Genomic DNA, 22918 nt, shown 5'->3' on the forward strand with positions numbered 1-22918 from the left:
GCCAGAGGTGGCAGTGGTTTAGGGCTGCATATTGTCTATAACTTAGTGACTCAGAAGCTACTGGGGCAGATTGAGGTAAATTCTCAAATTGGTAAGGGTACTGAGTTTATTATTACTCTACCGATAGTTTGTTCCCGTAGGGTGGCCTAAAGGCCAAGGTTGGTGGGTTGAAGGTTGTTCCCGTAGGGTGGCCTAAAGGCCAAGGTTGGTGGGTTGAAGGTTGAAGGCAGAAGGGTAAATTAAGAATGTAGAATGAAGAAGGCTGAATTCTGCATGCAGAATTCTAAATTCCCAATTCTAAATTCTTAATTCTACATTCTTAATTATAAATAGCTTTAGCAATTTTATCAGCATCACTTTCTAAACTATAGTGCTTTCCAGATTGGCCACGATAATTTTTACATAAGGCTGTTTCTGTGGTGGTGTGTTTTTTTCTGGTGCCTTGGGTCAAAAAAACCTTAGGAAATAGAGGAAAAATGCGATCGCGCCAAAAGTATGACTTTTAGAGGATTGACAACATCAATAGTTTGTGTATAATACAAAATTAGGTTGAGTTAGGGTAATTGACAAAGGGTGTATCTAACGTTAAAAAAAAACTATGATTGAAGAATAAAAAACTTCTATAGTTTCCTGATTTATAGATTTACAAATTTCTTTGATATTCAACCATTGACAAATGATTTAATGTGTGTTTTTAGGCTTAGGTTAAGGTTTATTACAGTGGATTGTTATTGATAAAAAAGCAAGTTATCCTCAAAAAGGTTTTAACTTTAAGTAATCTCGGCACGCCTAACCTATGATGATGGCCACAGCAACTGAAAGAGAGCAATTAAGGGATAATGCTTTAACAGAAAGTAGCCAGTGTCATCTAGTCTCTGACTTTTGGCAGCAATGGCAGCAGCATCAAGACCAGCTTTATCGCTGCTGTCTCAAGTTGATGAATTCTAACCCAACGGATGCCGAAGATGCTTTGAGTCGGGCGATGGTGAAAGCTTGGGAAAAGGTACAAAGGTTCCAGGGGAAAATTACTAATGTCAAGGCTTGGCTGATACAGCTGACTCGCAATCTTTGTATCGATATGATCCGAGAACGCTCTCGGGAGGCTACTGGTGTTGAAAATATCGAATGGGTGGGCGATACAGAAGAAATAACTACGGCGTTTTTGGTGGAATCCCCTGAGTGCGCTCTGGAATCAGAGGAGAAGTCTACTGAAATTCGACGGGCGATCGCGGACTTACCGGAACGGTTGCGGCAGACATTTATTTGCCATTTTTATCAAGAGCATACCCATACAGAAATTGCTGAGATTCAAGGGATATCCTACGACAACGTCTGCAAGCGCATATCTTTGGCTCGCAAACGACTCAAACAGAAGTTGAAGGGCTATTTTTTCCGGGGGGAGTCGCAAGTAAGTGCCACGGCATCGGTAGGGAAGAAATCCCCTGGCCCACGGGAAGATGGGGAAAACCAGAAGAAAATCGAGCATGATCAAAATAAAGCCTTGGAGACCGGGACGGAATCGGTAGATCACGAGTGCGTAGAGGTAGTAGATTCACAAACCCATCAATTTGTCAATAGTTCCGTGGAGCCAATAGCTAACGTGGGCGAGAAGATTACGATTACTGATGTAGCTAATGTTAGTAGCGAGCTACCGCAATCTTCAAGACAGCCTGTTTTGTTGCCAAGTTTAATACTGGATCAGACATTGACAGAAACAGTCGGGGCGATCGCTACTTTACTCGAACGGCTGCGGGAGACATTTATTTGGTATTGTGATCAGGAATACTCTCATCAAAAAATAGCCCAAGTACAAGAAAGCAAGGCTGATTTTGGGTATGATTCTGCCCTTCTAGCCCCTCAATTTTGGGCTCCCCCTGCTCTGCTCAGAAGCACTAGCACAGAAAAGGATCGAGAAAAAAAATCAGAAAATAGCAGGAAAAAACGTCTTATAGATGAAGCGGAAAAGACCTAGAACCCTTCAAGCAAATAATAGACATTAAATGATTAATGCTCTAAACATGCTTGGTGTATGGCGTCAACCCGCTCAACAAAACACGTAAAAGAAACGAAATACGGCACGAAAATGAAAAAAGCGCTGAAACTCGTTGCTTGTCTACTGATTGCCCTGACAGTAGCCTTGGCAATGAATGTATCCAATGCTAGTGCACAAGAAGCTCTGTGCGATAGGTCTGCAAGTCCTACTTGTAATACCTTCCTACAGCCTGGGGATTGTCAGGAAGTACCTCTGCCAGGATATGACTTGGCACAAATCCAGATCAGCTTCCCTCCAGACCTACCTGTGCCACGGATTTATCCACCTCCAGCAATGTTTTACGAGCTTGACCTATGTGACACTAAGGTATCTGGCCAAGTAGATTTAACAGGAACAAGCACATACGATTTTGACCCACCGTATGCCTGTCGTGATGGCCTGATCTGTAACGGCACAGGCGAAGTCCTCAGACCTCCCATGCCATTCACAGTTGTGTGGAAGAATACTCGGTAAAAGATCTCAAGCATGAAGAAGTCAGAAGGTAAAAAACCTTCGACACTCTACTGCTAACCCATATCCAGCAAGGGGGAGCCTATTTTTCAATGGGCTTGCCCTTGCTTTTTACTGGGTAGTTTAGAAGGTTTGGGGTGTAGGGTAGCTTTGCATTAGACCCAATGGGAATCGAGTGATGTTTTTGGGAAAACTAGGGTGATTATTCTGATCAAGCATCGAGATCCACCTCTTTCCTACTGCCAATCTTCAACTGGCCATCACTATGAACAGCACTCTGATCACACTTACTGGCTATCAAATTACCGAAACCCTTTACGGGAGTTCCAGAACCCTAGTTTATCGAGGCTTACGGGAGTCGGATCAAATACCCGTAGTGATTAAACTACTCAATACCGACTATCCTAGCTTCGGTGAATTGGTCAGGTTTCGCAATCAGTTCACCATTGCCAAAAACCTTGACATCCCTGGCATTGTTAAGCCTTACTGTTTGGAACACTATCGCCATAGTTATGCATTGGTGATGGAGGATTTTGGTGGTATTTCCCTGGGTGACTATAGTAATGGTCAGCCCATGAGCTTAGGCACATTCTTTCCCATTGCCCTACAAATTGTTACCACCCTACAGGGACTATATATCCAGGGGGTGATTCACAAAGATATTAAACCTGCCAACATCCTGATTAATTCAGATACTAAACAGGTCAAACTGATTGACTTTAGTATTGCTTCTGTGCTATTCCGGGAAACTCAGGTGCTTCAAAGTCCGAATGTCCTCGAAGGCACTCTGGCTTACCTATCACCGGAACAAACTGGACGGATGAATCGGAGCATTGACTACCGCAGCGACTTCTATAGTTTGGGAGTCACTTTCTTTGAATTGCTCACGGGACAATTACCCTTCCCTAGCACTGACCCGATGGAGTTAGTTCACTGTCATATTGCTAAGCAAACTCCTGCTGCGGATAGCCTTAATGGCGATATTCCTGCTGTGCTTTCTATGATGATTGCCAAGCTGATGGAGAAAAATGCCGAAGACCGTTATCAGAATGCTTTAGGGTTGAAGCATGATTTGGAAACTTGCTTCAAGCAGTGGCAGAAAACTGGCAGGATTGAATCCTTTAACTTAGGCAGTCGGGATATTTGCGTTCGCGTAGCGGCTCCTAGGGAGCATCGCTTCGTAATTCCGGAAAAACTCTATGGTCGTGCTTCGGAAGTAGAGACCTTACTGGCAGCCTTTGAGCGGGTGAGTAACTCTCCGACCGCCATCGAAATGATACTGGTAGCAGGTTTTTCCGGCATTGGTAAAACCTCTGTGGTCAATGAAGTCCACAAGCCGATTGTCCGACAACGAGGTTATTTCATCAAAGGAAAATTTGACCAATTCCAGCGAAACATTCCCTTTTCAGCATTTGTCCAAGCTTTCCGAGACTTGATGGGGCAACTGTTGAGTGAAACTGATGCTCAATTGCAACAGTGGAAAACTAGAATTATTACAGCACTGGCAGACAATGGTCAAGTTATTATTGAAGTCATTCCCGAACTAGAACGGATTATCGGCCAACAGCCTGCTGTGCCAGAATTATCAGGGAGTGCGGCACAAAATCGCTTCAATCGCTTGTTCCAGAAATTCATTGAGGTCTTCACCACTCCTGAGCATCCCTTAGTGATTTTCCTGGATGATTTGCAATGGGCAGATTTGGCCTCGTTGAAGTTGATGCAATTGTTGATGAGTGAAACAGAGACTGGTTATCTGTTACTGATTGGTGCTTATCGGGATAACGAAGTTTTCCCAGCCCATCCGTTGATGGTGACTCTAGATCAGATTACTAAAACTAAGGCTACTGTTAATACTATTACCTTAGCTCCTCTGAAGCCATCTGACCTTAACCATTTGATTGCAGATACTCTCCATTGTGCTGTGGAACTAGCAGCCCCTTTAACTGAACTAGTTGATCAAAAAACTCAAGGGAATCCTTTCTTTGCCACTCAATTCCTTAAATCTTTGCCTGAAGATGGACTGATTAGCTTTAATTTTGAATCTGGTTATTGGCAGTGTGACATTGCTCAAATCAAAGCTGTGGCTCTGACTGATGATGTAGTGGAATTTATGGCGCTACAGTTAAAAAAATTACCAGTAGTGACTCAGGAGATACTTCAACTGGCTGCTTGTATTGGTAACCAATTTGATTTAGCAACTTTGGCAATTGTCCATGGTAAGTCGGAAGCTGAAACAGCTGCTAATTTATGGAAAGCGCTACAAGAAGGATTTATCTTACCAATCACTGAAATTTACAAGTTTTTTCAGGATTCTAACTCTGATGACTTATCAGTTTCTGAGCTTAATTCTTTTGCTAGTTTGGATGTCAAACCCAGAGGGATAGAAACCTTAGAACAACCAGTATCAGAGCTTTTGGGGCAAGAGTTTAGCTACCGATTTTTGCACGACCGAGTGCAGCAAGCCGCTTATTTTTTGATTCCGGAAGACCAGAAGCAATCAACTCATTTTAAAATTGGTCAACTACTGTTAGAAAATACCTCTAATGCAGAACGGGAAGAGAAAATCTTTGATATTGTCAGCCAGTTGAATTATGGTGTGGACTTAATTTCTGAGCAAGTTGAACGGAATGAACTAGCTCAGTTAAATCTAATGGCAGGACGAAAAGCTAAGGCTTCTACAGCTTATGCTGCTGCGGTTGAGTATTTAAGGTTGGGGATGACACTGCTAGCAGCAGATAGTTGGCACAGTAACTATGACCTGACCTTGTCATTATATCAAGAAGCCGCACAATCAGAGTACCTTAGCACTAACTTTGACAGGGCAATTGCCTTAAGCGATAGTATTTTAGACCAAGCAACTAAGATACTTGATTGCGTAAAGGCCTCGGAGCTAAAGGTACAGATTTATATTGGTCAAGACTACCAGAGCAAAGGGATTGAGATTGGATTACAAACCTTAGAAAAGCTGAAGATTCCCCTAGTATCTAGTGCCTCAGGATACAAGAATAAGTTAGTGAAATTACCATCCCTAAGGGATTTGGCAACTATGCCAACCATGACCAATCCCGAGCAACTAGCGGCGATTAGGATTCTATTAACCCTTGCGCCTCCGATACATCGTGTCAAACCTAATCTCTATCCCTATGTGGCATTGACTATGATTGGTCTATGTCTCGACCATGGTCATTCATGCTTAGCGGCTGGTGTCTATGTAATTTACGGCGTGTTTCTCCGTGAATTTATCCATGATATGGAGTCGGCTTATCACTCTGGTCAGATAGCGTTACGGCTGTTGGAGCAGTATCAAGCTAAAACCCTGACATCTAAAGTTCACCTAATTTTCAGCGTTTTTATCTGTCCTGGCAAAGAACATGGCAGAGCAACACTAAATTTATTGCGGGAGGGAATTCAACGTGTACGTGAAGAAGGAAACATAGAATATGTTGGCTATTTCATTATGGCCTATTTTACTCATCTATATTTGCTGGGTGAGAGTTTAATTGTTATAAACCAAGAAGCTAGTAAATATATGGAATTACTAGTTATCACCCAACAACAATATTGTTTATTATATACTAATATATGGAAACACGTAACCTTAAGCTTTCAAGGATTATTAGCTGATAATTCCCAGTTGGTGAGTGATGACTTTAATGAGCATGAAATGTTTAATCATTTCCACGAAACTCACAATTATCAGTCGCTGTTTACCCTCCATTTAGCTAAATTAATTATTTGCTATACCTTTCACGATTATCAACAAGCTGTTATTCATGGTTCAAAAGCTATCCAGTATGAAGATGGAGCATTTGGTTTACTGGTAGTTGTTACTCATAACTTCTACTATTCCCTATCCTTACTTGCTCAGTATCCTAACTGCGATTGGCCTACAGCCAATCGCACTCAGCAAGAGCATGACCTAAACCAAGTAAACCTAAACCAACAAACCATGGGGAATTGGGCTAAGCATGCTCCTTCCAATTTCCAACACAAGTACAATTTGGTGGCAGCAGAAATAGCGCGAGTTGTCGGGGATACTCTCGATGCTATGGAGCTGTACGATCTTGCTATTGCTGGAGCAAAAGACAACGAATACCTTCACGAAGAAGCCCTTGCTAATGAACTAGCTGCTAGGTTTTACTTAGAGCGGGGCAAACCAAAAATTGCCGAAGTTTACCTCACTGATGCCTACTATGCCTATGCTCGCTGGGGAGCTAAAGCTAAAGTTGAGGATTTAGAACAACGCTATCCTGAATTACTGGCTGTGATCCAGCAACAACAGACTATTAGCATCGATCCTAGCAATTCAATCACCACGTCCAATAGTCAGTCTTTATCGACTTTGAGCCTAATCCAAACTATCAGCTCCCATACCCTCAGTGTTTCAGACGCTTTAGATTTGGCAACAGTGATCAAAGCATCTCAAGCCATTGCCAGGGAAATTCAACTTGAGCAGTTATTCTCTACTTTAATGAAAGTGATCATTGAGAATGCAGGAGCAGAAAAATGTGCTTTGATTTTGCCTAAAGCTGGAGAATGGGTGATCGACGCTTACTATATAACTCAGTCTATGTCCAAAGGCAACTCCGAAGGCAACTCCGAAGGCAATTCCGAATCAGATCAGCAATTCTCTCTAACCGTACTGCAATCAATTCCAGTAGTAAAGAGTGAAGATATTTCAGTTAGCGTGATCAACTATGTTGCCCATAGCTCCGAAACCTTAGTATTAGATAACGCTAGTGTGGAAACGATGTTGGCAGCTGATCTTTATATTATTAAGCAACAACCTAAGAGTATCTTGTGTACACCTATCCTCAATCACGGTCAACTGATCGGTATTGTCTACCTTGAAAACAATCAATGTACGGGAGCGTTTACTAAGGATAGGTTAGAAATTCTGGAACTGTTGTGCTCTCAAGCGGCTATCTCTCTAGAAAATGCTAATCTCTACAACACCCTAGAAGAAAAAGTTGCTGAACGCACTCAAGAACTGTCTGAAACTCTGGAAGACCTGAAAGCGACTCAGAAACAGTTAGTGGAATCTGAGACTAAAGCCGTTTTAAGTAGCTTTGTGGCTGGTGTCACTGACGAAATTAGTACGCCAGTTGGCAATGGGATTACTGCTGCTTCTACCCTAGCTGATGAAACTCTTGGATTTCTCCGTAGTTTCCAAGAGGGTAAATTAAAGCGCTCGGCACTCAAAAACTATCTGGAAGTGGCTCAAGAATCCAGTGAATTAATTCTGAGTAATTTACAACGGGCTGGGGAGTTGGTGCAAAATTTCAGGCAAGTTGCTGTTGACCAAGATGATTTAGAAAAGCGCAGGTTAAGTCTTAAACACTATCTCGAAGAAGTTTTACTTACTTTAGAGCCTAAACTCAAACAGACTCGCCATGGTTTAACCCTAAAAGGAGACGATACAGTTACGATCCATACTTATCCAGGAGCTATTTGGAAAATTATTACTCATTTAGTGATCAATTCCATTACCCATGGCTATCAACCATCAGAACAAGGACAGTTAACCTTAACTGTTGAAAGGATTCAAGACCAGGTTATGCTTAAGTATCATGATGATGGCTGTGGGATTCCTCAGGAGCATGTGGGCAAAATTTTTGAACCTTTCTTTACTACTGCTAGACCTCAAGGCAGAACTGGTTTAGGTCTGCATATTGTCTATAATTTAGTGACTCAGAAGCTACTGGGACAGATTGAAGTTAAGTCGGAAGTGGGTCAAGGCACTGAGTTTATTATTACTCTGCCAATAGGTTGTTCGCGTAGCGTGGCCTAAAGGCCAAGGTTGAAGGTTGAAGGTTGAAGGTTGAAGGTTGAAGGTTGAAGGTTGAAGGTTGAAGGTTAAAGCTTAAAGGTTGAAGGTTGAAGCTTGGTTGGTTGGTTGAAGGTTGAACGTTGAACGCGATGGACTTCGTCCCGCAATCGAGCGATCGCGTGGCCTAAAAGCCAAGATTGGTTAAGGGTACCATGAGCCTAGGGCGTTAGCTATCAGTTATATCATGTCAGGATAATTACCCTTAATCAACACCTTCCCAATCTCCCCATCTCCCCATCTCCCTATCTCCCCACACTTCCTCTAATTATGGGTATTCAACCTGACTTGATATTATTTGTGATCACTGAACTATAACGAATCCTAAATCAGAGCCATAGCATATCCTAATCCAGCTTTTGAAGATATTTGTGTAAAAATAAAGAAAAGTTACATAACTTAAAAATAGCGGATAAAGGAGTAAAGGGATGGTAGTACTGACTGACCGGGTTCAAAAGCGACTAACCATAGAGACTAGCGAGATTGCTCCAGATACCACAACTATTCGTTCTTTAGATTGGGATCGCGATCGCTTCGACATCGAATTTGGACTACAAAACGGCACCACGTACAACTCGTATCTGATTCGGGGCGAGAAAATTGCCTTGGTCGATACCTCCCATGAAAAATTCCGCCAGCTATATTTAGATACTCTAACCGGACTAATTAACCCTACCGATATTGATTACCTTATTATCAGCCATACCGAACCAGACCACAGTGGGTTAGTTAAAGATGTGCTGGCACTGGCTCCAGATATTACTGTGGTGGGCTCGAAAATGGCAATCCATTTCCTGGAAGAGTTCGTACACCAACCGTTTCAGCGGCAAATTGTCAAAACTGGTAATCAGCTGGATTTAGGCAATGGGCATATCCTGGAATTTGTCAATGCCCCTAATCTTCATTGGCCCGACACCATGCTCACTTACGATGCCGGGACTAAGGTGCTGTATACTTGTGATGTGTTTGGTATGCACTACTGCTCTGCTAGCACCTATGATGACAACCTCAGCGCTATCGAAGCAGATTATCGATTTTACTACGAATGCCTGATGGCTCCCAACGCCCGTTCAGTGCTATCTGCTCTCAAGCGGATGGAAAAGTTGGGAGAGGTAACTACTATTGCTAATGGTCATGGTCCTCTACTGCGCCACAATGTAGAACAACTGCTAGGAAATTACCGCGATTGGAGTCAAACTAAGGCCAAGGCAGAAAAATCCGTTATTGTGTTTTATGTCTCAGATTATGGCTATAGCGATCGCATTTCTCAAGCTATAGCCCTAGGCATTACCAAAACTGAGATTGCTGTGGAGATGATGGACCTCAAATCCGCTGACCCCCAAGAGGTTCAGGAAGCAGTTAACCGTGCGGCTGGCATAGTGATTGGCATGGCTCCAGCCACAAACAGTAACACTACAGCAGCAGTTAGCACGGTACTGGCTGCGGTCAAATCTAAGCAATCCTTTGGTCTGTTTGAATCCTATGGCGAAGATGACGAACCGATTGACCCCCTACGCAGTCAATTTAGAAGCCTAGGACTCAAAGAAGCCTTTCCTGGGATTCGCATCAAAGACACTCCTAGTGAAACCATTTACAAGCTTTGTGAAGAAGCGGGTACTGACATGGGGCAATGGCTGAGTCGCGATCGCTTGATCAAGAACATGAAATCCCTAGATACAGACCTAGACAAAGCCCTAGGTCGTCTCAGTGGTGGATTGTACATCATCACCGCTAAGAAAGGGGATGTCAAGAGTGCGATGTTAGCCTCTTGGGTGACCCAAGCTAGCTTCGAGCCTTTAGGTTTCACCATTGCTGTAGCCAAAGACCGGGCGATTGAATCCTTGATGCAAGTGGGAGACCGCTTTGTACTCAATGTACTCGAAGAAGGCAACTACCAAGACTTGATGAAACACTTCCTAAAGCGCTTCAAACCTGGTGCTGACCGCTTTGCAGGGGTGAATACACAAACCGCAGAAAACGGTTCCCCGATTCTGACCGATGCCCTAGCCTATCTAGAGTGTAAAGTTACCACCCGTATGGAATGTAGTGATCATTGGATTATTTACTCTACCGTTGAGACAGGACGGGTTTCTAAGCCAGAGTCTCTGACTGCTATCCACCATCGGAAAGTGGGAAATCATTACTAAACATTAATAGCAGTTCTAAATGTAATCGGCTAACCTGAACCATGAACACTACAAAACCCCGTGACGTCCAAGCTCTCCATATTGCTACCGATACCCTCATATTGCGATCGCGTACTTGGGACCGGCTCAAATTTGAAATCGAATATGCCTTGCAACGAGGCACCACTGCTAATTCTTTTGTCATTAGAGCTGATCAAATTGCCCTATTCGATCCACCAGGAGAATCCTTTACAGAGGTTTTTCTAAAAGCATTACAAGAACGCCTTGACCCGAAACAAATAGATTATGTCATCCTCGGTCACCTCAATCCCAATCGCCTGGTTACTCTGAATGCTCTGCTCAAACTTGCTCCTGAGATTACCTTTGTTTGCTCCAATCCTGGAGCTAAATCCTTGCGCACTCTGTTTGAGAAACTAGAGGATAAAGCGATTCCAGAACAGGAGCTCAAAATCCTGGTGATGAAAGGGGATGACACTCTCGATTTAGGTCAAGGTCACATCCTAGACTTTATCCCTACCCCTAATCCCCGTTTCCCTGATCAGCTTTGTACCTACGATCCTAAAACTCAAATCCTATTTACAGATAAATTATTTGGTGCTCATGTCTGTGGAGACCAGGTAATGGATGAAGGTTGGAGGGTTTATAACGAAGACCGACGCTATTATTTTGATTGCCTGATGGCACCCCACGCCCGACAGGTAGAAACAGCTTTAGCTAAATTAGCAGACTTTGATGCTAAGCTTTATGCTACCGGTCACGGCCCCTTGGTGCGCTATGGCTTTCAAGAACTGACTGAGTCCTATGGAAAATGGAGTAAGCAACAACAAGCTCAAGAGGCCAATGTTGCCCTAATTTATGCCTCAGCTTACGGCAATACTGGAGCGATTGCCCAAGCGATCGCACGAGGTATCACTAAAGCTGGTGTATCGGTAGAATCCCTTAACTGCGAAGTAGCTGAACCAGAAGAGATTGGAACTGCTGTCGAGAAAGCAGACGGATTTATCATGGGTTCTCCTACCCTAGGAGGTCACGCACCCACCCAGGTTCAAACCGCTTTAGGTATGGTTTTATCTAGCGCTACTAAAACTAAGCTAGCGGGTGTCTTTGGTTCCTATGGCTGGAGTGGGGAAGCCATTGACCTATTAGAAAATAAGTTCCGGGATGCCGGTTACAAGTTTGGCTTTGACACGATTCGGGTCAAATTTAAGCCTACGGAGAAAGACCTCAAATACTGTGAAGAAGCCGGTACAGATTTTGCTCAAGCCCTAAAAAAAGCCAAAAAAGCCCGGAAACCCAAGCAACCTGCCGGTGAGTCTTCCGCTGCCCGCACTGAGCAAGCCGTGGGACGGTTGACTGGTTCATTATGTGTTGTGACTACTAAACAACAAGACCTGACCGGAGCGATGCTAGCTTCTTGGGTATCTCAAGCTACCTTTACCCCTCCAGGGTTAACCGTAGCGGTAGCTAAAGAACGAGCAATTGAGTCTTTGATGCACACTGGGGATAACTTTGTCTTGAATGTGTTAGAAGATGGGAAACATATACCGTTTATGAAGCAATTTCTCAAACCCTTTAAGCCTGGTGAAGAACGATTTGGTGGGATAAAGACCGAAGAAGCAAAGAATGGTTGTCCAATACTAAGTGATGCCCTAGCTTATTTGGAATGTACTGTAGAAAATCGGATGGAATGTGGTGACCACTGGCTAGTTTATGGGGTAGTTAAAAATGGTAAGGTGCTATCTGATGGAGTAACTGCTCTGCATCATCGTAAGTCTGGAACCTATTATTAATAGGAGATAGTTTTTTGGTTTAAAGGGAACAGGGAACATAACTATATCTGTAAGCTATCAGCTATCAGCGTGTCGCGTATCAGCGTGTCGCGTATCAGCCTTTGGCTGACGGCTGACGGCTGAATGCTTAGCAGCTATCAGCTTTTGAATAAAAGAGGTCAGCATTATTTTAATCTCTATTACGTCGGCACCTCAAGTAGCGTGAGCTTTTAGCTCACGGCTGACGGCTGACGGCTGACCGCTGAATGCTTACCGATGTTTTAACCTTTACTTCGACTGCTATAGACCTAAAAAAAGTGATGCTCAGCAAAGAGTGTCGCTTTTTTTTATTAACCCTCAAACTATACCAGGATCATTATACTTCATAAAAATCTCCCCCGACTCCCGACTCCCTCGGTGCGCTTTCCGTTGGCGAATTAAATTCGCCACGGGTCGCACCGCTCCCGACTCCCGACTTCCAAATCGGACTATTTTTAACTACCTGTTATAATATTGCGGTAGCCAAGGACTAATCACAATGAAGTCTAAACTCAAATATATCCTGCGTTGCACGTTGTGTGGAAAAGACTATGAACCAGACCCTTTCCGCCTTTGCTGTGACGAAGAACATGAGCCATCCCTTCTGCGTGCTGTCTATCCTAACGAAAAGCTAGAAGTCAAAGAGAATCTCCCAGGTTTATTCCGATATATCGATTGGCTACCGGTTGATCGATACTTAGAGACAGAAGGTAAACCGATTACTTATCAAAGCAAAAATCTGGCTCACCATCTCGGATTAGATCATCTTTTCATTTGTTTCAATGGCTACTGGCCAGAGCGAGATGCTGATCTTTCTACTTGTTCGTTTAAAGAATTAGAAGCTTTCCCGATATTAGCTAGAATACCAGAGGATAACCCCAAAACCCTAGTCGTTGCTTCAGCTGGAAATACTGGCCGAGCGTTTGCTACGGTTTGCTCTAAGCTGAAGATTCCCTTTTGCTTGGTCATTCCAGAGCAAAATTTATCCGCCATCTGGTCAAAGGAGCCGTTTGATTCTTGTGTTCGTCTGATTGCTGTTGGTGGGAATAGTGACTACTCCGATGCCATTCGGATCGGAAAAATTATCAGTGAATTAGAGGGTTTCTTTCCGGAAGGAGGAGCTAAAAATGTAGCCAGACGGGATGGCATGGGGCTAACCGTTGTGGATGCTACAGTAACCATTGGGGAAATTCCTGATCACTATTTCCAAGCTGTGGGTTCCGGTACTGGTGGGATTTCAGCTTACGAAGCCAATCTCAGATTTTTAGCAGATGGCAGATTTGGCAACAAAAAAATCAAGCTTCACCTCTGTCAAAATATTCCTTTTACCCCCATGACCGATGCCTGGAAAGCAGGTAGTCGAGACATTACTGCTTTGAGCGAAATAGAAGCAAAAAAATCCATTAGTCAGGTTTCTGCAAAGGTACTTACCAACCGAAACCCGGCTTACTCTCTTGCAGGAGGACTTTATGAAGCATTGGCTGATACTGAGGGAGAAATGTATGGTGTGACTAATGACGAATCAGAGAAAGCAAGAATTTTATTTGAAAAATTGGAAGGAATAGATGTTAGTCCTGCTGCCGGTGTTGCTACTGGTGCTTTAATTCAAGCAGTTGAAGCGGGTAAAATAGGGAAAAAGGACACCATTGTGCTCAATATTACTAGTGCAGGCTACAAACGGATGCGCCAAGATTATCCGTTACACTACCTCAAACCTGATTTAGTTTTTAAACCTGAAGAGATTGAGCCGGATATTCTGGAACAGAGAATTACCAGTGTATCATAACGGTTTACCAGTTAAACAGTTCAATATCCATGAAAACCTTATCCACTCTTGCAGTCCATCAACTCAAACCCTTTGGGGTGAAGCTGACGAACGTTGATCTTAATTCCCCAGAACAATGCGATCGCATTCGAGAGCTGCTCTACGAAAATGGGGTAGTGATCATCCCTCCTGACGGAGGCAGTTTCGGTGATCAACCAATCCAAGCTGATGCAAGTCTGTTAAAGTTGGCGGGGCTTTTCGGGAAGATCGAGAACTACCACCCAGTAAACGCACCCAAAGACAGCACTGGCAAGGTGCAAATTCTGGAAACCATGGGTGACACGGGGATTCCAGCGGATTCCTTCCTATTCCACTCAGATATGAGTTGGCGAATGAACCCATCCCGGGCCAGCGTATTATGTGGGTTTATCCTGCCTCCTAACGGTGGTAATACCTGCTTCCAAAATGCTAACCAAATGTACCGCAATCTCTCACCAGAACTAAGGGAGCAGTTGCATGGTATCAGCGCTCTCCACTCTCTCCAGAAGGGTTATGCCCGGGTCAACCGACCGGATGATGTGACTAATGACGTGCAGGCTATTCATCCGGCAGTGATTAAGCATCCCGACACAGGTGTGCCACTGCTCTATCTGAACTCAAATTTCACGGTGTCCTTGGTAGGAATGTCGGAAGAGGAGAGTACGGAACTTTTGAACCGCGTCTTTGAGCAAGCCAACCGTCCAGACCAGGTTCTTTGCCATTCCTGGACTAAGGGGGATGTGGTGATCTGGGACAACTTTGGAGTGCAGCACCTGGCTAGGGCAGACTACCTTGGCCTGCGCCGAATGCACCGGGTGGTGGCCCACGACCCCGATCTGCGGACAGAGCGTTATGTAGGGGAAACAGGGGATGCCAAGGAAACCATATAATATCGAGCACTACCTGAAGCAAGATGACAATCAGGCTGGTTACGGCGACAACAATTCAGACCAGTCAGCGGCCCAATACAACCAAGCACGCAGCCCCTTTGGGGTAAAAGAGATCTTGGGATTTGTCCGGCCAGGAGATATGGTGTTAGACGCTGGCTGCGGCACAGGGCAGCACGCACGATACCTTGCTGAGGTGGCGAGTAAAGTTGTGGGAATTGACACCGATTCCGCGCGGATTGCGATCGCCAAAGAACATTGTCAAGACTTGGACAATGCCAGCTTTGAGGTGGGTTCTGTCACCAAGCTTCCTTTTGAAGACGGTTCCTTTGACCTAGTGCTGTTGGCCCAAGTGCTACACCACCTTGGAGGGGAAGACGTCCATTCAGCATCTTTAACGGAGCAATGTGAGCAGGCGATCGGGGAAGCCAAACGAGTGCTGAAACCTAGTGGACGACTTGTACTTGTCACGACTAGCCGAGAGCAGCGTCGTAAAGCTTACTGGCATTTTAACCTATTTCCAGAATCAGCGTGGGAGCGTCTGGATTCGGTCTGGTCCGTGACCGAGGGTGTTTGGTTCACATCGCTGATGGAGAAAATGGGGTTCACCATGACTGGTAATGTAACCCCAGCGGAATCCCACTGGATTGAAGCCCAGGATGAACAGATGGTGAGGCTTAGCCTCGACCCTGGTTGGCGGTCAACAGATGTGGCATTTGCGTTGCTGACACCTGCTGAAATGAGCCAGTTTGTGGCTCAGGTCGAAGCGGTGCTAGGGGATGGCTCTGCAAAGGAGCTAATCAATGGAGCGATTGCGGGGCGTGCTTCCCATGGGGAGGCTACGGTATATGCCTATGACCTTAAATCTGACCTTTAAAGCCCTGTTGTGATTGTTGATATTTTCCTCAAGGTGGGGAAAATATCATTCAGTCAAGTTATTTTTTAGTTCCTTCGATCATCACACCAACAAAGCCCAAATCATGAGTTTCCATAGAAAATCCTACTGATTCAAGCAATTCCTGAAAATAGCTGAAAGGATAAGCATTAGGAAAATGGGAACCCCGTTCTAAAATCACTTGATTGCCATTGATCCTTTCTACTTTTAAACCGGTTTTAGCATAAAAGCGTAAGCGCTCATCCATGACTTATGGAGCACATTTAAAAGTCGAAATAAATATCTTTTTGTCTACTAATTTTTCGAGATTATCGAAAATAATTTCATGAACTTCTTGAGGAATATTGCCGATGGTATTCCATCCCAGTAAAGCATGAGTAAACCTTTCTTGAACCAGAGTAGGTAAATGTTCCGCTCTTCCGAGAATGACTTTTACATTATCAAAAGTTGCAGTTGATTCTTTAGCTATGTTTACCAGTTGTTCGGCAAAATCAATTCCTGTGATCTTGCCGACAAGGGGGGCAAGATGACGAAGATAACGTCCCTCACCACATCCTACCTCCAGAACACTATCCACCCCTTCAAAGGTTCTCTTGATAAATTCTTCTTCTAACTTCTGATACTCCCTGACTCCTTCCGTCTCATTTTGAGGATCGAGCAAAGTCAATCCGATCCCTTCGTAAAAGTCTTTGCTATCTTTCATGATGTCTTCTATCCTTTAACAGCTTCACCTAGTGTACCAGCATGAAGAGTTTACCAGCATGAATGAAATTATGCAAAAACTTTTCTAGATCGGCTTTTTGCAGTTCAGGGTTAGCCAGCATTAACCGAATCATCACCTGACCTTGATAATAAGCATAGTTGACAAAAGCTGTTCCCGAATGAAATAATCGGTTGTGTATGTCTAGATTCAGCTGGTCTAATCTAGATTATCTTAACTCTGAACTTTAAACCCCTGTTGTGATTGTTGAGAGGATATCTCCCAAGTTTTTTGATACTGAATTTTGCCCCCCTGACCCCCCAACTTTGGGGGGAACAAGAGTCAATTTGCTTCTAAAAGTCCCCCAGAATTGGGGGATTTAGGGGGCTTGGATGTAGCAAATGAGACTTCTCAGACAACCTCTGAGATGTAAGCTAATGCGCTACGCGCACGCTACTTGAAGTGCCGTCAGCTATCAGCTATCAGCTAATGCGCTACGCGCACGCGATCGCGTTCAGCTAGCAGGTGCTTTAACTACACGGGGTCGGATGAATAAAACGAGCAGGGATTTTCAACCAGCCGTACTAGCACTCCCCAGCTTGTTTACTACTTCCCGTTGATTAGCTGACCGCTGACAGCTGATAGCTGTTCGCGCAGCGTGCGCTTCGCGCATTAGCTGACCAGTTAAGTTATTTTTTAGTTCCTTCAATCATCACACCAACCCAGCCCAAATCATGAGTTTCCATAGAAAATCCTGCTGATTCAAGCAATTCCTGGAAATAGCTGAAAGGATAAGCATTAGCATGATGCAATCCCCCTTCTAAAATTACTTGATTGCCATCGATACTTTCTACCTTAAAACCTGTTTTGTCATAATAGCGTAAGCGCTCATCCATTACCTCTTGGTTAGATTTAAACGTAGATATAAATACCTTTTTATCTACTACTTTTGCCAGGTTATCGAAAATAGCTTGATGAAGTTGTTGAGGAATATTTCCAATGGTATTCCATGCCAATAATCCGTAAGTAAACGTTTCTTGAACCAGAGTTGTTAAATGTTCTGCTCTTCCGGCTAAAATGGTGACATTATTAAAGGTAGAAGTGGAGTCTTTAGCTAAGGCTACAAGCTGTTCTGAAAAATCAATTCCTGTAATCTTTCCTACAATAGGGGCAAGCTTACGAACATAACGTCCCTCACCACATCCTACATCCAGAACACTATCTACCCCTTTAAAGGTTCTCAGTATAAAGTCATCCTCTAACTCCATATACTCCCTGATTCCTTCTGTCTGATTTTGAGGCTCCAGAAACTTTAATCCCATCCCTTCGTAAAAGTCTTTGCTATCCTTCATTTTTTTTTCTATCCTTTAACACTTTCAACTAGTTTACCAGCATTAAGTAAATTATGGAAAAACGTTTCTAAATCAGTTTTTTGCAGTTCAGGGTTAGCCAGGATTAACCGAATCATAACCAGACCTTGATAATGAGCATAGTTGACAAAAGCTGTTCCAGAATGAAATAATCGGTTGCGTATGTCTAGATTCAGCTGGTCTAACCCAGTAGCGTCAAGCGGTTCATCTTTGGGGATATAACGGAAACAAATATTCAAAAATTGTGGTTCAGCGATTAATTCTAAATTATCGCAACGGCGGATATACTCGGTGGCATAATTAGCTAGGTCAAATAAATGATTGACCAGCTGATCATAACCTTTTTTACCATAGTATTTCCAACACAGCCATAATTTGAGTGCATCTACTCTCCGACCACATTGTAACGACTTAGTCCCTAAATTGTATAAATCATTTTCATCATCATGGAATAGATAATCCGTACCTCCCCCAGAGCAAGCTTCTGACAATAGTCCTTTTTGTTTCACTAAAATAGCGGAACAAATTAAAGGAACTCCCATTAATTTATGGCCATCCCAAGTAAAGGAATCAACTAACTCACTTCCTGCTAACAAATGCTGGTGTTTTTCACTAAATAAAACCGGCCCACCCCAAGCCGCATCGACATGCAGCCACAAGCCATATTTCCTGGTAATTTCGGCAAGGGTCGGTAAGGGATCGAAGGCTCCTAAAACAGTTGTACCGGCAGTTGCACCCACAAAGAACGGTGTTTTTTCTTCTGACAAGCTCTGTTGAATGGCAGCTTCTAGTGCTGCGGGAATCATTTTGCCATCAACACCAGACTTAACCTTGACTAAATTTTTGATGCCAATCCCTAACAAATTAGCAGCTTTTAAATAGGAATAATGAGCTTGATCGGAAACAAAGGCGACTAACTGATTATTACCCAATCCCTGTAATTTAGCTTCCGGTAAAACTTGATGTCGTCCACAAAGCATTCCGATCAGATTAGCATTACTTCCTCCAGTTACCATCAACCCTTCAGCTTCCTTAAACCCCACTAAACTGGTCAATTTTTTAATCAATTCTATTTCCATCAGGGTGGCTACGGGGGCGACATCATAGGTGTGCATGGTAGTATTCGTGGCACTGGTAACCATCTCGGCTATTATTCCCGGAATACTAGACCCACTAAAAAGTAGATTAAAAAATTGAGTGCTACCGGTTCTAACGCTATAGTTCAGGTAAGATTCTACTATAGGAATTAACGCTTCTAAAGCGACTCCCTCATCGGGTAAGGTTAAATCGAGTTTTTCCTTAAGATCATTAGCGGTTTGATAATTAACGACGTTGGAATCCGGTTCCAAATTACCGTCTAAATAGTTGAGAATTATGGCAAGGGTTTTAGTCAGGGTTGTTTCTTTATGCTTCATAGGGAGTGGGGAGTGGGCAGTAGGGAGTAGTGGTTGTAAAAATTGACTCTATATTTATTATTGATTTTTAATATTAAAAACGCTATAAATGGATATATTATCGACGGTTATACTAGACTTTATTGTAAAAGTAACAAGCGGCCATGATATCATCATATCAGGTTTTTTATATTAAATCAAGCGAAAAAAAAATTAATTATTCTGTAAGGATTTAGCTATCAGCTATCAGCATTCAGCTTTGTGCTAAGGCTCACGGCTGAATGCTTACATAGTATTTTGGTTTATATCATGTCAGGATACCCTTAATTAAAATTTCCCCCATCTCCCCATCTCCCCATCTCCCCATCTCCCCATCTCCCCATCTCCCCATCTCCCCATCTCCCCACCCTGCTACTCCCTACTCCCTAGCTCCTTAAAAACTGCTATAGTTATGACTAACGGTAAGACTTGGTGATAAAAACCCTGGGAGAGGATTTAATGAAACGACAAGTGAGACAACTTACCTTAGGAATGACTCTGATCGCTTTGTTGCTCGGGTCAGTTGCCTGTGAGTCAACCTCCTCTGTAAAAAAAACTAAAGTTCGTTCTGCCCATAGTAACTGGGTCGAGGAACAGTTTCAAACCCAAATCGTCAATATTGGTCTGGAAAAACTTGGTTATGAAATCGAAGAACCGAAAGAAATAACCTATCCGGTTATTTATGTGTCTGTGGCTAATGGCGACCTAGATTATAGTACTATCAACTATGAAATATCACATCTAGAATTCTTTAAAAATGCTGGGGGTACCAAAAAAATAGAGCGAGTTGGAGTTATTACTCCTGATGTGATACAAGGCTATCAAATCGATAAAAAAACGGCTGAGAAATATAACATTACTAACCTGGAACAATTTAAAGATCCAAAGATTGCGAAACTATTTGATACAGACGGCAATGGTAAAGCTAATTTAATCGGTTGTGATCCTGGTTGGTTTTGCGAAGTGATAATCGATCATCACCTCAAAGCTTACGGATTAGAAGATACCGTTGAACACACTAGAGGACAATACATTGTGCTACTCGCCGATCTTATGACTCGCTACAAACAAGGGGAAAGCGTTATTTACTATGCTCAGAATCCTCACTGGATATCTACAATATTAAAACCCGATCAAGATATAATTTGGTTAGAAGTTCCCTTTACCTCTCTTCCTGAATCCCAGAAAGATCTAACTGAAAAAGACACCTCTGTAGACGGAAAAAATCTGGGATTTACTGTCGATCGTCAGCGGATTGTTGCTAACAAGAAATTTTTGGCAGCTAACCCAGTTGCCAAACGTTGGTTTGAACTGGTTCAAATTCCGGTTGAGGACATTAACGTTGAAAGCCTAAAGATCAAAGAGGGTGAGAGCAGTCCAGAAGATATCCGTCGCCATGCTAAAGAGTGGGTTGAGAAGAATCAAGAGTTGTTTGATAACTGGATAGAAGAAGCAAAAAAGGCAGGAGGGGATTCTATTTAAAGTGAAGAGGCAATAGGCAAGAGGGAATAGGGAGTAGGGAATAGGGAGTAGGGAGTAGGGAGTAGGGAGTAGGGAGTAGTGGTTGGGAAAATTGACTCTATATTATTACTAGCAAAAACGCTATAATTGGAGATATTATCGACAGCTATAATAGAATTTATTCTAATACCAACAAGCGGCAATGACATCAATCATAACAGGTTTTTGATATTAAATCAACCAGAAAAAATTTTTAATTATTCTGTAAGGATTCAGCTAATGCGCTACGGGCAAGCTACTTGAGGTGCTTATGCGCTATTGGCAAGCTACGGAACTTTTGAATAAACCAGATAAGCATTCGTTTAATAGTCACGAAAGTCACAGGGTCGAAGCCTGTGCCACAAAGCTGTTCAGCTTTTCCCCAGACTTTCAATTCTCATTAATCTCGAACTATTAAATTATCCCAAATTAAGTTTATTTTAAGCTGACAGCTGACAGCTGACGGCTGAATGCTTACATAGTATTTTGGTTTATATCATCTCAGGATAATTACCCTTAATCAAAATCTCCCCATCTCCCCATCTCTCCATCTCCCCATCTCCCCATCTCCCCATCTCCCCATCTCCCCATCTCCCTACTCCCTACTCCATTAAAAACTGCTATAGTTATGACTAACGGTAAGACTTAGTGATAAAAACCCTAGGAGAGGATTTAATGAAACGACAAGTAAGACAACTGATCAAACAACTTACCTTAGGAATAACTCTGACAGCTTTAATCGGTTTAAGTGCCTGTGAATCAACGTCGTCTGGGAAAACAACTAAAGTTCGCTCTGCCCATAGTAACTGGATCGAGGAACAGTTTCAAACTGAGATAGTCAATATTGGTTTGGAAAAACTTGGTTATGAAATCGAAAAACCCAAGGAAATTGACTATCCTATTATTTATGTGTCTGTGGCTAATGGCGACCTAGATTATAGTACTATCAACTATGAAAAATCACATATAGAATTCTTTGAAAATGCTGGGGGTAGCAAAAAGTTAGAGCGAGTGGGAGTTCTTACTCCTGATGGGATACAAGGCTATCAGATCGATAAAAAAACGGCTGATAAATATAACATTACTAACCTGCAACAATTTAAAGACCCAAAGATTGCAAAACTATTTGATACAGACGGCAATGGTAAAGCTAATTTAATCGGTTGTAATCCTGGTTGGTTTTGCGAAGTGGTAATCGATCATCACCTCAAAGCTTACGGACTAGAAGATACCGTTGAACACATTAGAGGACAATACATTGTGCTACTGGCCGATGTTATGACTCGCTACAAGCAAGGGGAAAGCATTATGTACTATACTTATCAACCTCACTGGATATCTACAATATTAAAACCCGATCAAGATATAATTTGGTTAGAAGTTCCCTTTACTTCTCTTCCTGAATCCCAGAAAGGTCTAACTGAAAAAGACACCTCTGTAGACGGAAAAAATCTGGGATTTACTGTCGATCGCCAGCGGATTGTTGCTAACAAGAAATTTTTGGCAGCTAACCCGGTTGCGAAGCGCTGGTTTGAACTGGTTCAAATTCCAGCTGAGGACATTAACCTTGAAAGCCTAAAGATTAAAGAGGGTGAGAGCAGTCCAGAAGATATCCGTCGCCATGCTGAAGAGTGGGTGGAAAATCGTCAAGAGTTGTTTGATAGCTGGGTAGAAGAGGCAAAAAAGGCAGGAGGAGATTCTATTTAAAGGGAATAGGGAGTAGGGAGTAGGCAGTAGGGAAAAAATTTTTCTATCTCATCGGCATGAGATAGGTTAAATAAGTTAAATTATATTAAAAAAAAGCGTTCGCTAAAGTTATGCGATCGCTTTTTTTTATTACCCCTAAAACTCCCAAAAAAAAAAATTCAAAACCCTTGACAAAAATAATTATAATTATAATTATAACGACGAATTCAATGTTTGATTCATGTCAAAAAACCCAAACCTAAAAAAACAACCTGTTGAGCACACTCTAAAACGATGCAGCGCGGCCCTGGTGGTTTCCCCCCAGATCGGAAAAGCACACCTCCAAACACCAGTCCCA

At 42.9% G+C, this 22918-nt stretch carries 16 protein-coding genes; 11 read left to right on the plus strand and 5 right to left on the minus strand.

What is annotated here, in order from left to right; genetic code table 11:
- The 9 genes from F6K64_RS13775 to F6K64_RS13815 all read left to right on the plus strand — a co-directional run.
- Positions 1-150, plus strand: a 150-nt coding sequence (locus F6K64_RS13775; RefSeq protein ID WP_287265618.1) for an ATP-binding protein, incomplete at its 5' end; no start/stop codon positions are given.
- Positions 151-802: 652 nt separating this feature from the next.
- A complete protein-coding gene (locus tag F6K64_RS13780; RefSeq protein ID WP_287265610.1) occupies positions 803-1972 on the plus strand; it encodes an RNA polymerase sigma factor in 1170 nt (389 codons plus the stop codon).
- A 111-nt stretch (positions 1973-2083) separates the two neighbouring features.
- Complete coding sequence (locus F6K64_RS13785; protein ID WP_287265611.1) at positions 2084-2506, plus strand: hypothetical protein; 423 nt, start codon at positions 2084-2086, stop codon at positions 2504-2506.
- A gap of 262 nt (positions 2507-2768) precedes the next feature.
- Entirely contained in the window at positions 2769-8294 is a 5526-nt protein-coding gene (locus tag F6K64_RS13790; protein WP_287265613.1) for a trifunctional serine/threonine-protein kinase/ATP-binding protein/sensor histidine kinase, read from the plus strand.
- Positions 8295-8758: 464 nt separating this feature from the next.
- Entirely contained in the window at positions 8759-10477 is a 1719-nt protein-coding gene (locus tag F6K64_RS13795; protein WP_287265615.1) for a diflavin flavoprotein, read from the plus strand.
- Positions 10478-10518: 41 nt separating this feature from the next.
- Positions 10519-12267, plus strand: coding sequence for a diflavin flavoprotein (locus tag F6K64_RS13800; RefSeq protein WP_287265616.1), 1749 nt, complete (start codon positions 10519-10521; stop codon positions 12265-12267).
- Positions 12268-12784: 517 nt separating this feature from the next.
- Positions 12785-14071 (plus strand): cysteate synthase, encoded by a 1287-nt coding sequence (locus F6K64_RS13805; RefSeq protein ID WP_008187905.1) that lies wholly within the window; start codon positions 12785-12787, stop codon positions 14069-14071.
- Between the two features lie 29 nt (positions 14072-14100).
- Positions 14101-14979 carry a TauD/TfdA dioxygenase family protein gene (locus tag F6K64_RS13810; protein WP_008187906.1) on the plus strand — a complete coding sequence of 293 codons (879 nt, stop codon included), beginning with the start codon at positions 14101-14103 and terminating at the stop codon, positions 14977-14979.
- Positions 14960-15853, plus strand: a complete 894-nt coding sequence (locus tag F6K64_RS13815; protein ID WP_008187907.1) for a class I SAM-dependent methyltransferase — start codon at positions 14960-14962, stop codon at positions 15851-15853. Before F6K64_RS13810 ends, F6K64_RS13815 begins: the two co-directional genes overlap by 20 nt.
- A gap of 58 nt (positions 15854-15911) precedes the next feature.
- On the opposite strand, the gene F6K64_RS13820 is transcribed toward F6K64_RS13815, so the two are convergent.
- The 4 genes from F6K64_RS13820 to F6K64_RS13835 form a co-directional block, all read right to left on the minus strand.
- A complete protein-coding gene (locus tag F6K64_RS13820; RefSeq protein ID WP_008187908.1) occupies positions 15912-16118 on the minus strand; it encodes a hypothetical protein in 207 nt (68 codons plus the stop codon).
- A 3-nt stretch (positions 16119-16121) separates the two neighbouring features.
- Complete coding sequence (locus tag F6K64_RS13825) at positions 16122-16574, minus strand: class I SAM-dependent methyltransferase (protein WP_008187909.1); 453 nt, start codon at positions 16572-16574, stop codon at positions 16122-16124.
- 686 nt (positions 16575-17260) lie between these two features.
- Positions 17261-17923: a class I SAM-dependent methyltransferase gene (locus F6K64_RS13830; protein ID WP_008188438.1), complete on the minus strand. Its 663-nt coding sequence runs from the start codon at positions 17921-17923 to the stop codon at positions 17261-17263.
- Between the two features lie 8 nt (positions 17924-17931).
- Complete coding sequence (locus F6K64_RS13835) at positions 17932-19356, minus strand: pyridoxal phosphate-dependent decarboxylase family protein (protein ID WP_008188439.1); 1425 nt, start codon at positions 19354-19356, stop codon at positions 17932-17934.
- A gap of 477 nt (positions 19357-19833) precedes the next feature.
- Between F6K64_RS13835 and proX (F6K64_RS13840) the strand changes: the two genes are divergently transcribed.
- Entirely contained in the window at positions 19834-20856 is a 1023-nt protein-coding gene (gene proX, locus F6K64_RS13840) for a glycine betaine/L-proline ABC transporter substrate-binding protein ProX (RefSeq protein WP_161603190.1), read from the plus strand.
- On the opposite strand, the gene F6K64_RS13845 is transcribed toward proX (F6K64_RS13840), so the two are convergent.
- On the minus strand, positions 20853-21044 hold the full coding sequence (locus F6K64_RS13845) for a hypothetical protein (protein ID WP_131827173.1): 192 nt from the start codon (positions 21042-21044) through the stop codon (positions 20853-20855). The two genes, proX (F6K64_RS13840) and F6K64_RS13845, sit on opposite strands and share 4 nt — an antisense overlap.
- Positions 21045-21549: 505 nt before the next feature.
- On the opposite strand from F6K64_RS13845, the gene proX (F6K64_RS13850) reads away from it, so the two are divergent.
- Positions 21550-22581, plus strand: coding sequence for a glycine betaine/L-proline ABC transporter substrate-binding protein ProX (proX, locus tag F6K64_RS13850; protein ID WP_044492540.1), 1032 nt, complete (start codon positions 21550-21552; stop codon positions 22579-22581).
- Positions 22582-22918 lie beyond the last annotated feature (337 nt).

Source organism: Moorena sp. SIO3A2, assembly GCF_010672265.1.
GTDB lineage: Bacteria > Cyanobacteriota > Cyanobacteriia > Cyanobacteriales > Coleofasciculaceae > Moorena > Moorena producens.

Coding starts and splice junctions, on each gene's coding strand:
- F6K64_RS13780 (WP_287265610.1), top strand. CDS start 803: ATGGCCACAGCAACTGAAAGAGAGCAATTAAGGGATAATGCTTTAACA.
- F6K64_RS13785 (WP_287265611.1), top strand. CDS start 2,084: ATGAAAAAAGCGCTGAAACTCGTTGCTTGTCTACTGATTGCCCTGACA.
- F6K64_RS13790 (WP_287265613.1), top strand. CDS start 2,769: ATGAACAGCACTCTGATCACACTTACTGGCTATCAAATTACCGAAACC.
- F6K64_RS13795 (WP_287265615.1), top strand. CDS start 8,759: ATGGTAGTACTGACTGACCGGGTTCAAAAGCGACTAACCATAGAGACT.
- F6K64_RS13800 (WP_287265616.1), top strand. CDS start 10,519: ATGAACACTACAAAACCCCGTGACGTCCAAGCTCTCCATATTGCTACC.
- F6K64_RS13805 (WP_008187905.1), top strand. CDS start 12,785: ATGAAGTCTAAACTCAAATATATCCTGCGTTGCACGTTGTGTGGAAAA.
- F6K64_RS13810 (WP_008187906.1), top strand. CDS start 14,101: ATGAAAACCTTATCCACTCTTGCAGTCCATCAACTCAAACCCTTTGGG.
- F6K64_RS13815 (WP_008187907.1), top strand. CDS start 14,960: ATGCCAAGGAAACCATATAATATCGAGCACTACCTGAAGCAAGATGAC.
- F6K64_RS13820 (WP_008187908.1), bottom strand. CDS start 16,118: ATGGATGAGCGCTTACGCTTTTATGCTAAAACCGGTTTAAAAGTAGAA.
- F6K64_RS13825 (WP_008187909.1), bottom strand. CDS start 16,574: ATGAAAGATAGCAAAGACTTTTACGAAGGGATCGGATTGACTTTGCTC.
- F6K64_RS13830 (WP_008188438.1), bottom strand. CDS start 17,923: ATGAAGGATAGCAAAGACTTTTACGAAGGGATGGGATTAAAGTTTCTG.
- F6K64_RS13835 (WP_008188439.1), bottom strand. CDS start 19,356: ATGAAGCATAAAGAAACAACCCTGACTAAAACCCTTGCCATAATTCTC.
- proX (WP_161603190.1), top strand. CDS start 19,834: ATGAAACGACAAGTGAGACAACTTACCTTAGGAATGACTCTGATCGCT.
- F6K64_RS13845 (WP_131827173.1), bottom strand. CDS start 21,044: ATGTCATTGCCGCTTGTTGGTATTAGAATAAATTCTATTATAGCTGTC.
- proX (WP_044492540.1), top strand. CDS start 21,550: ATGAAACGACAAGTAAGACAACTGATCAAACAACTTACCTTAGGAATA.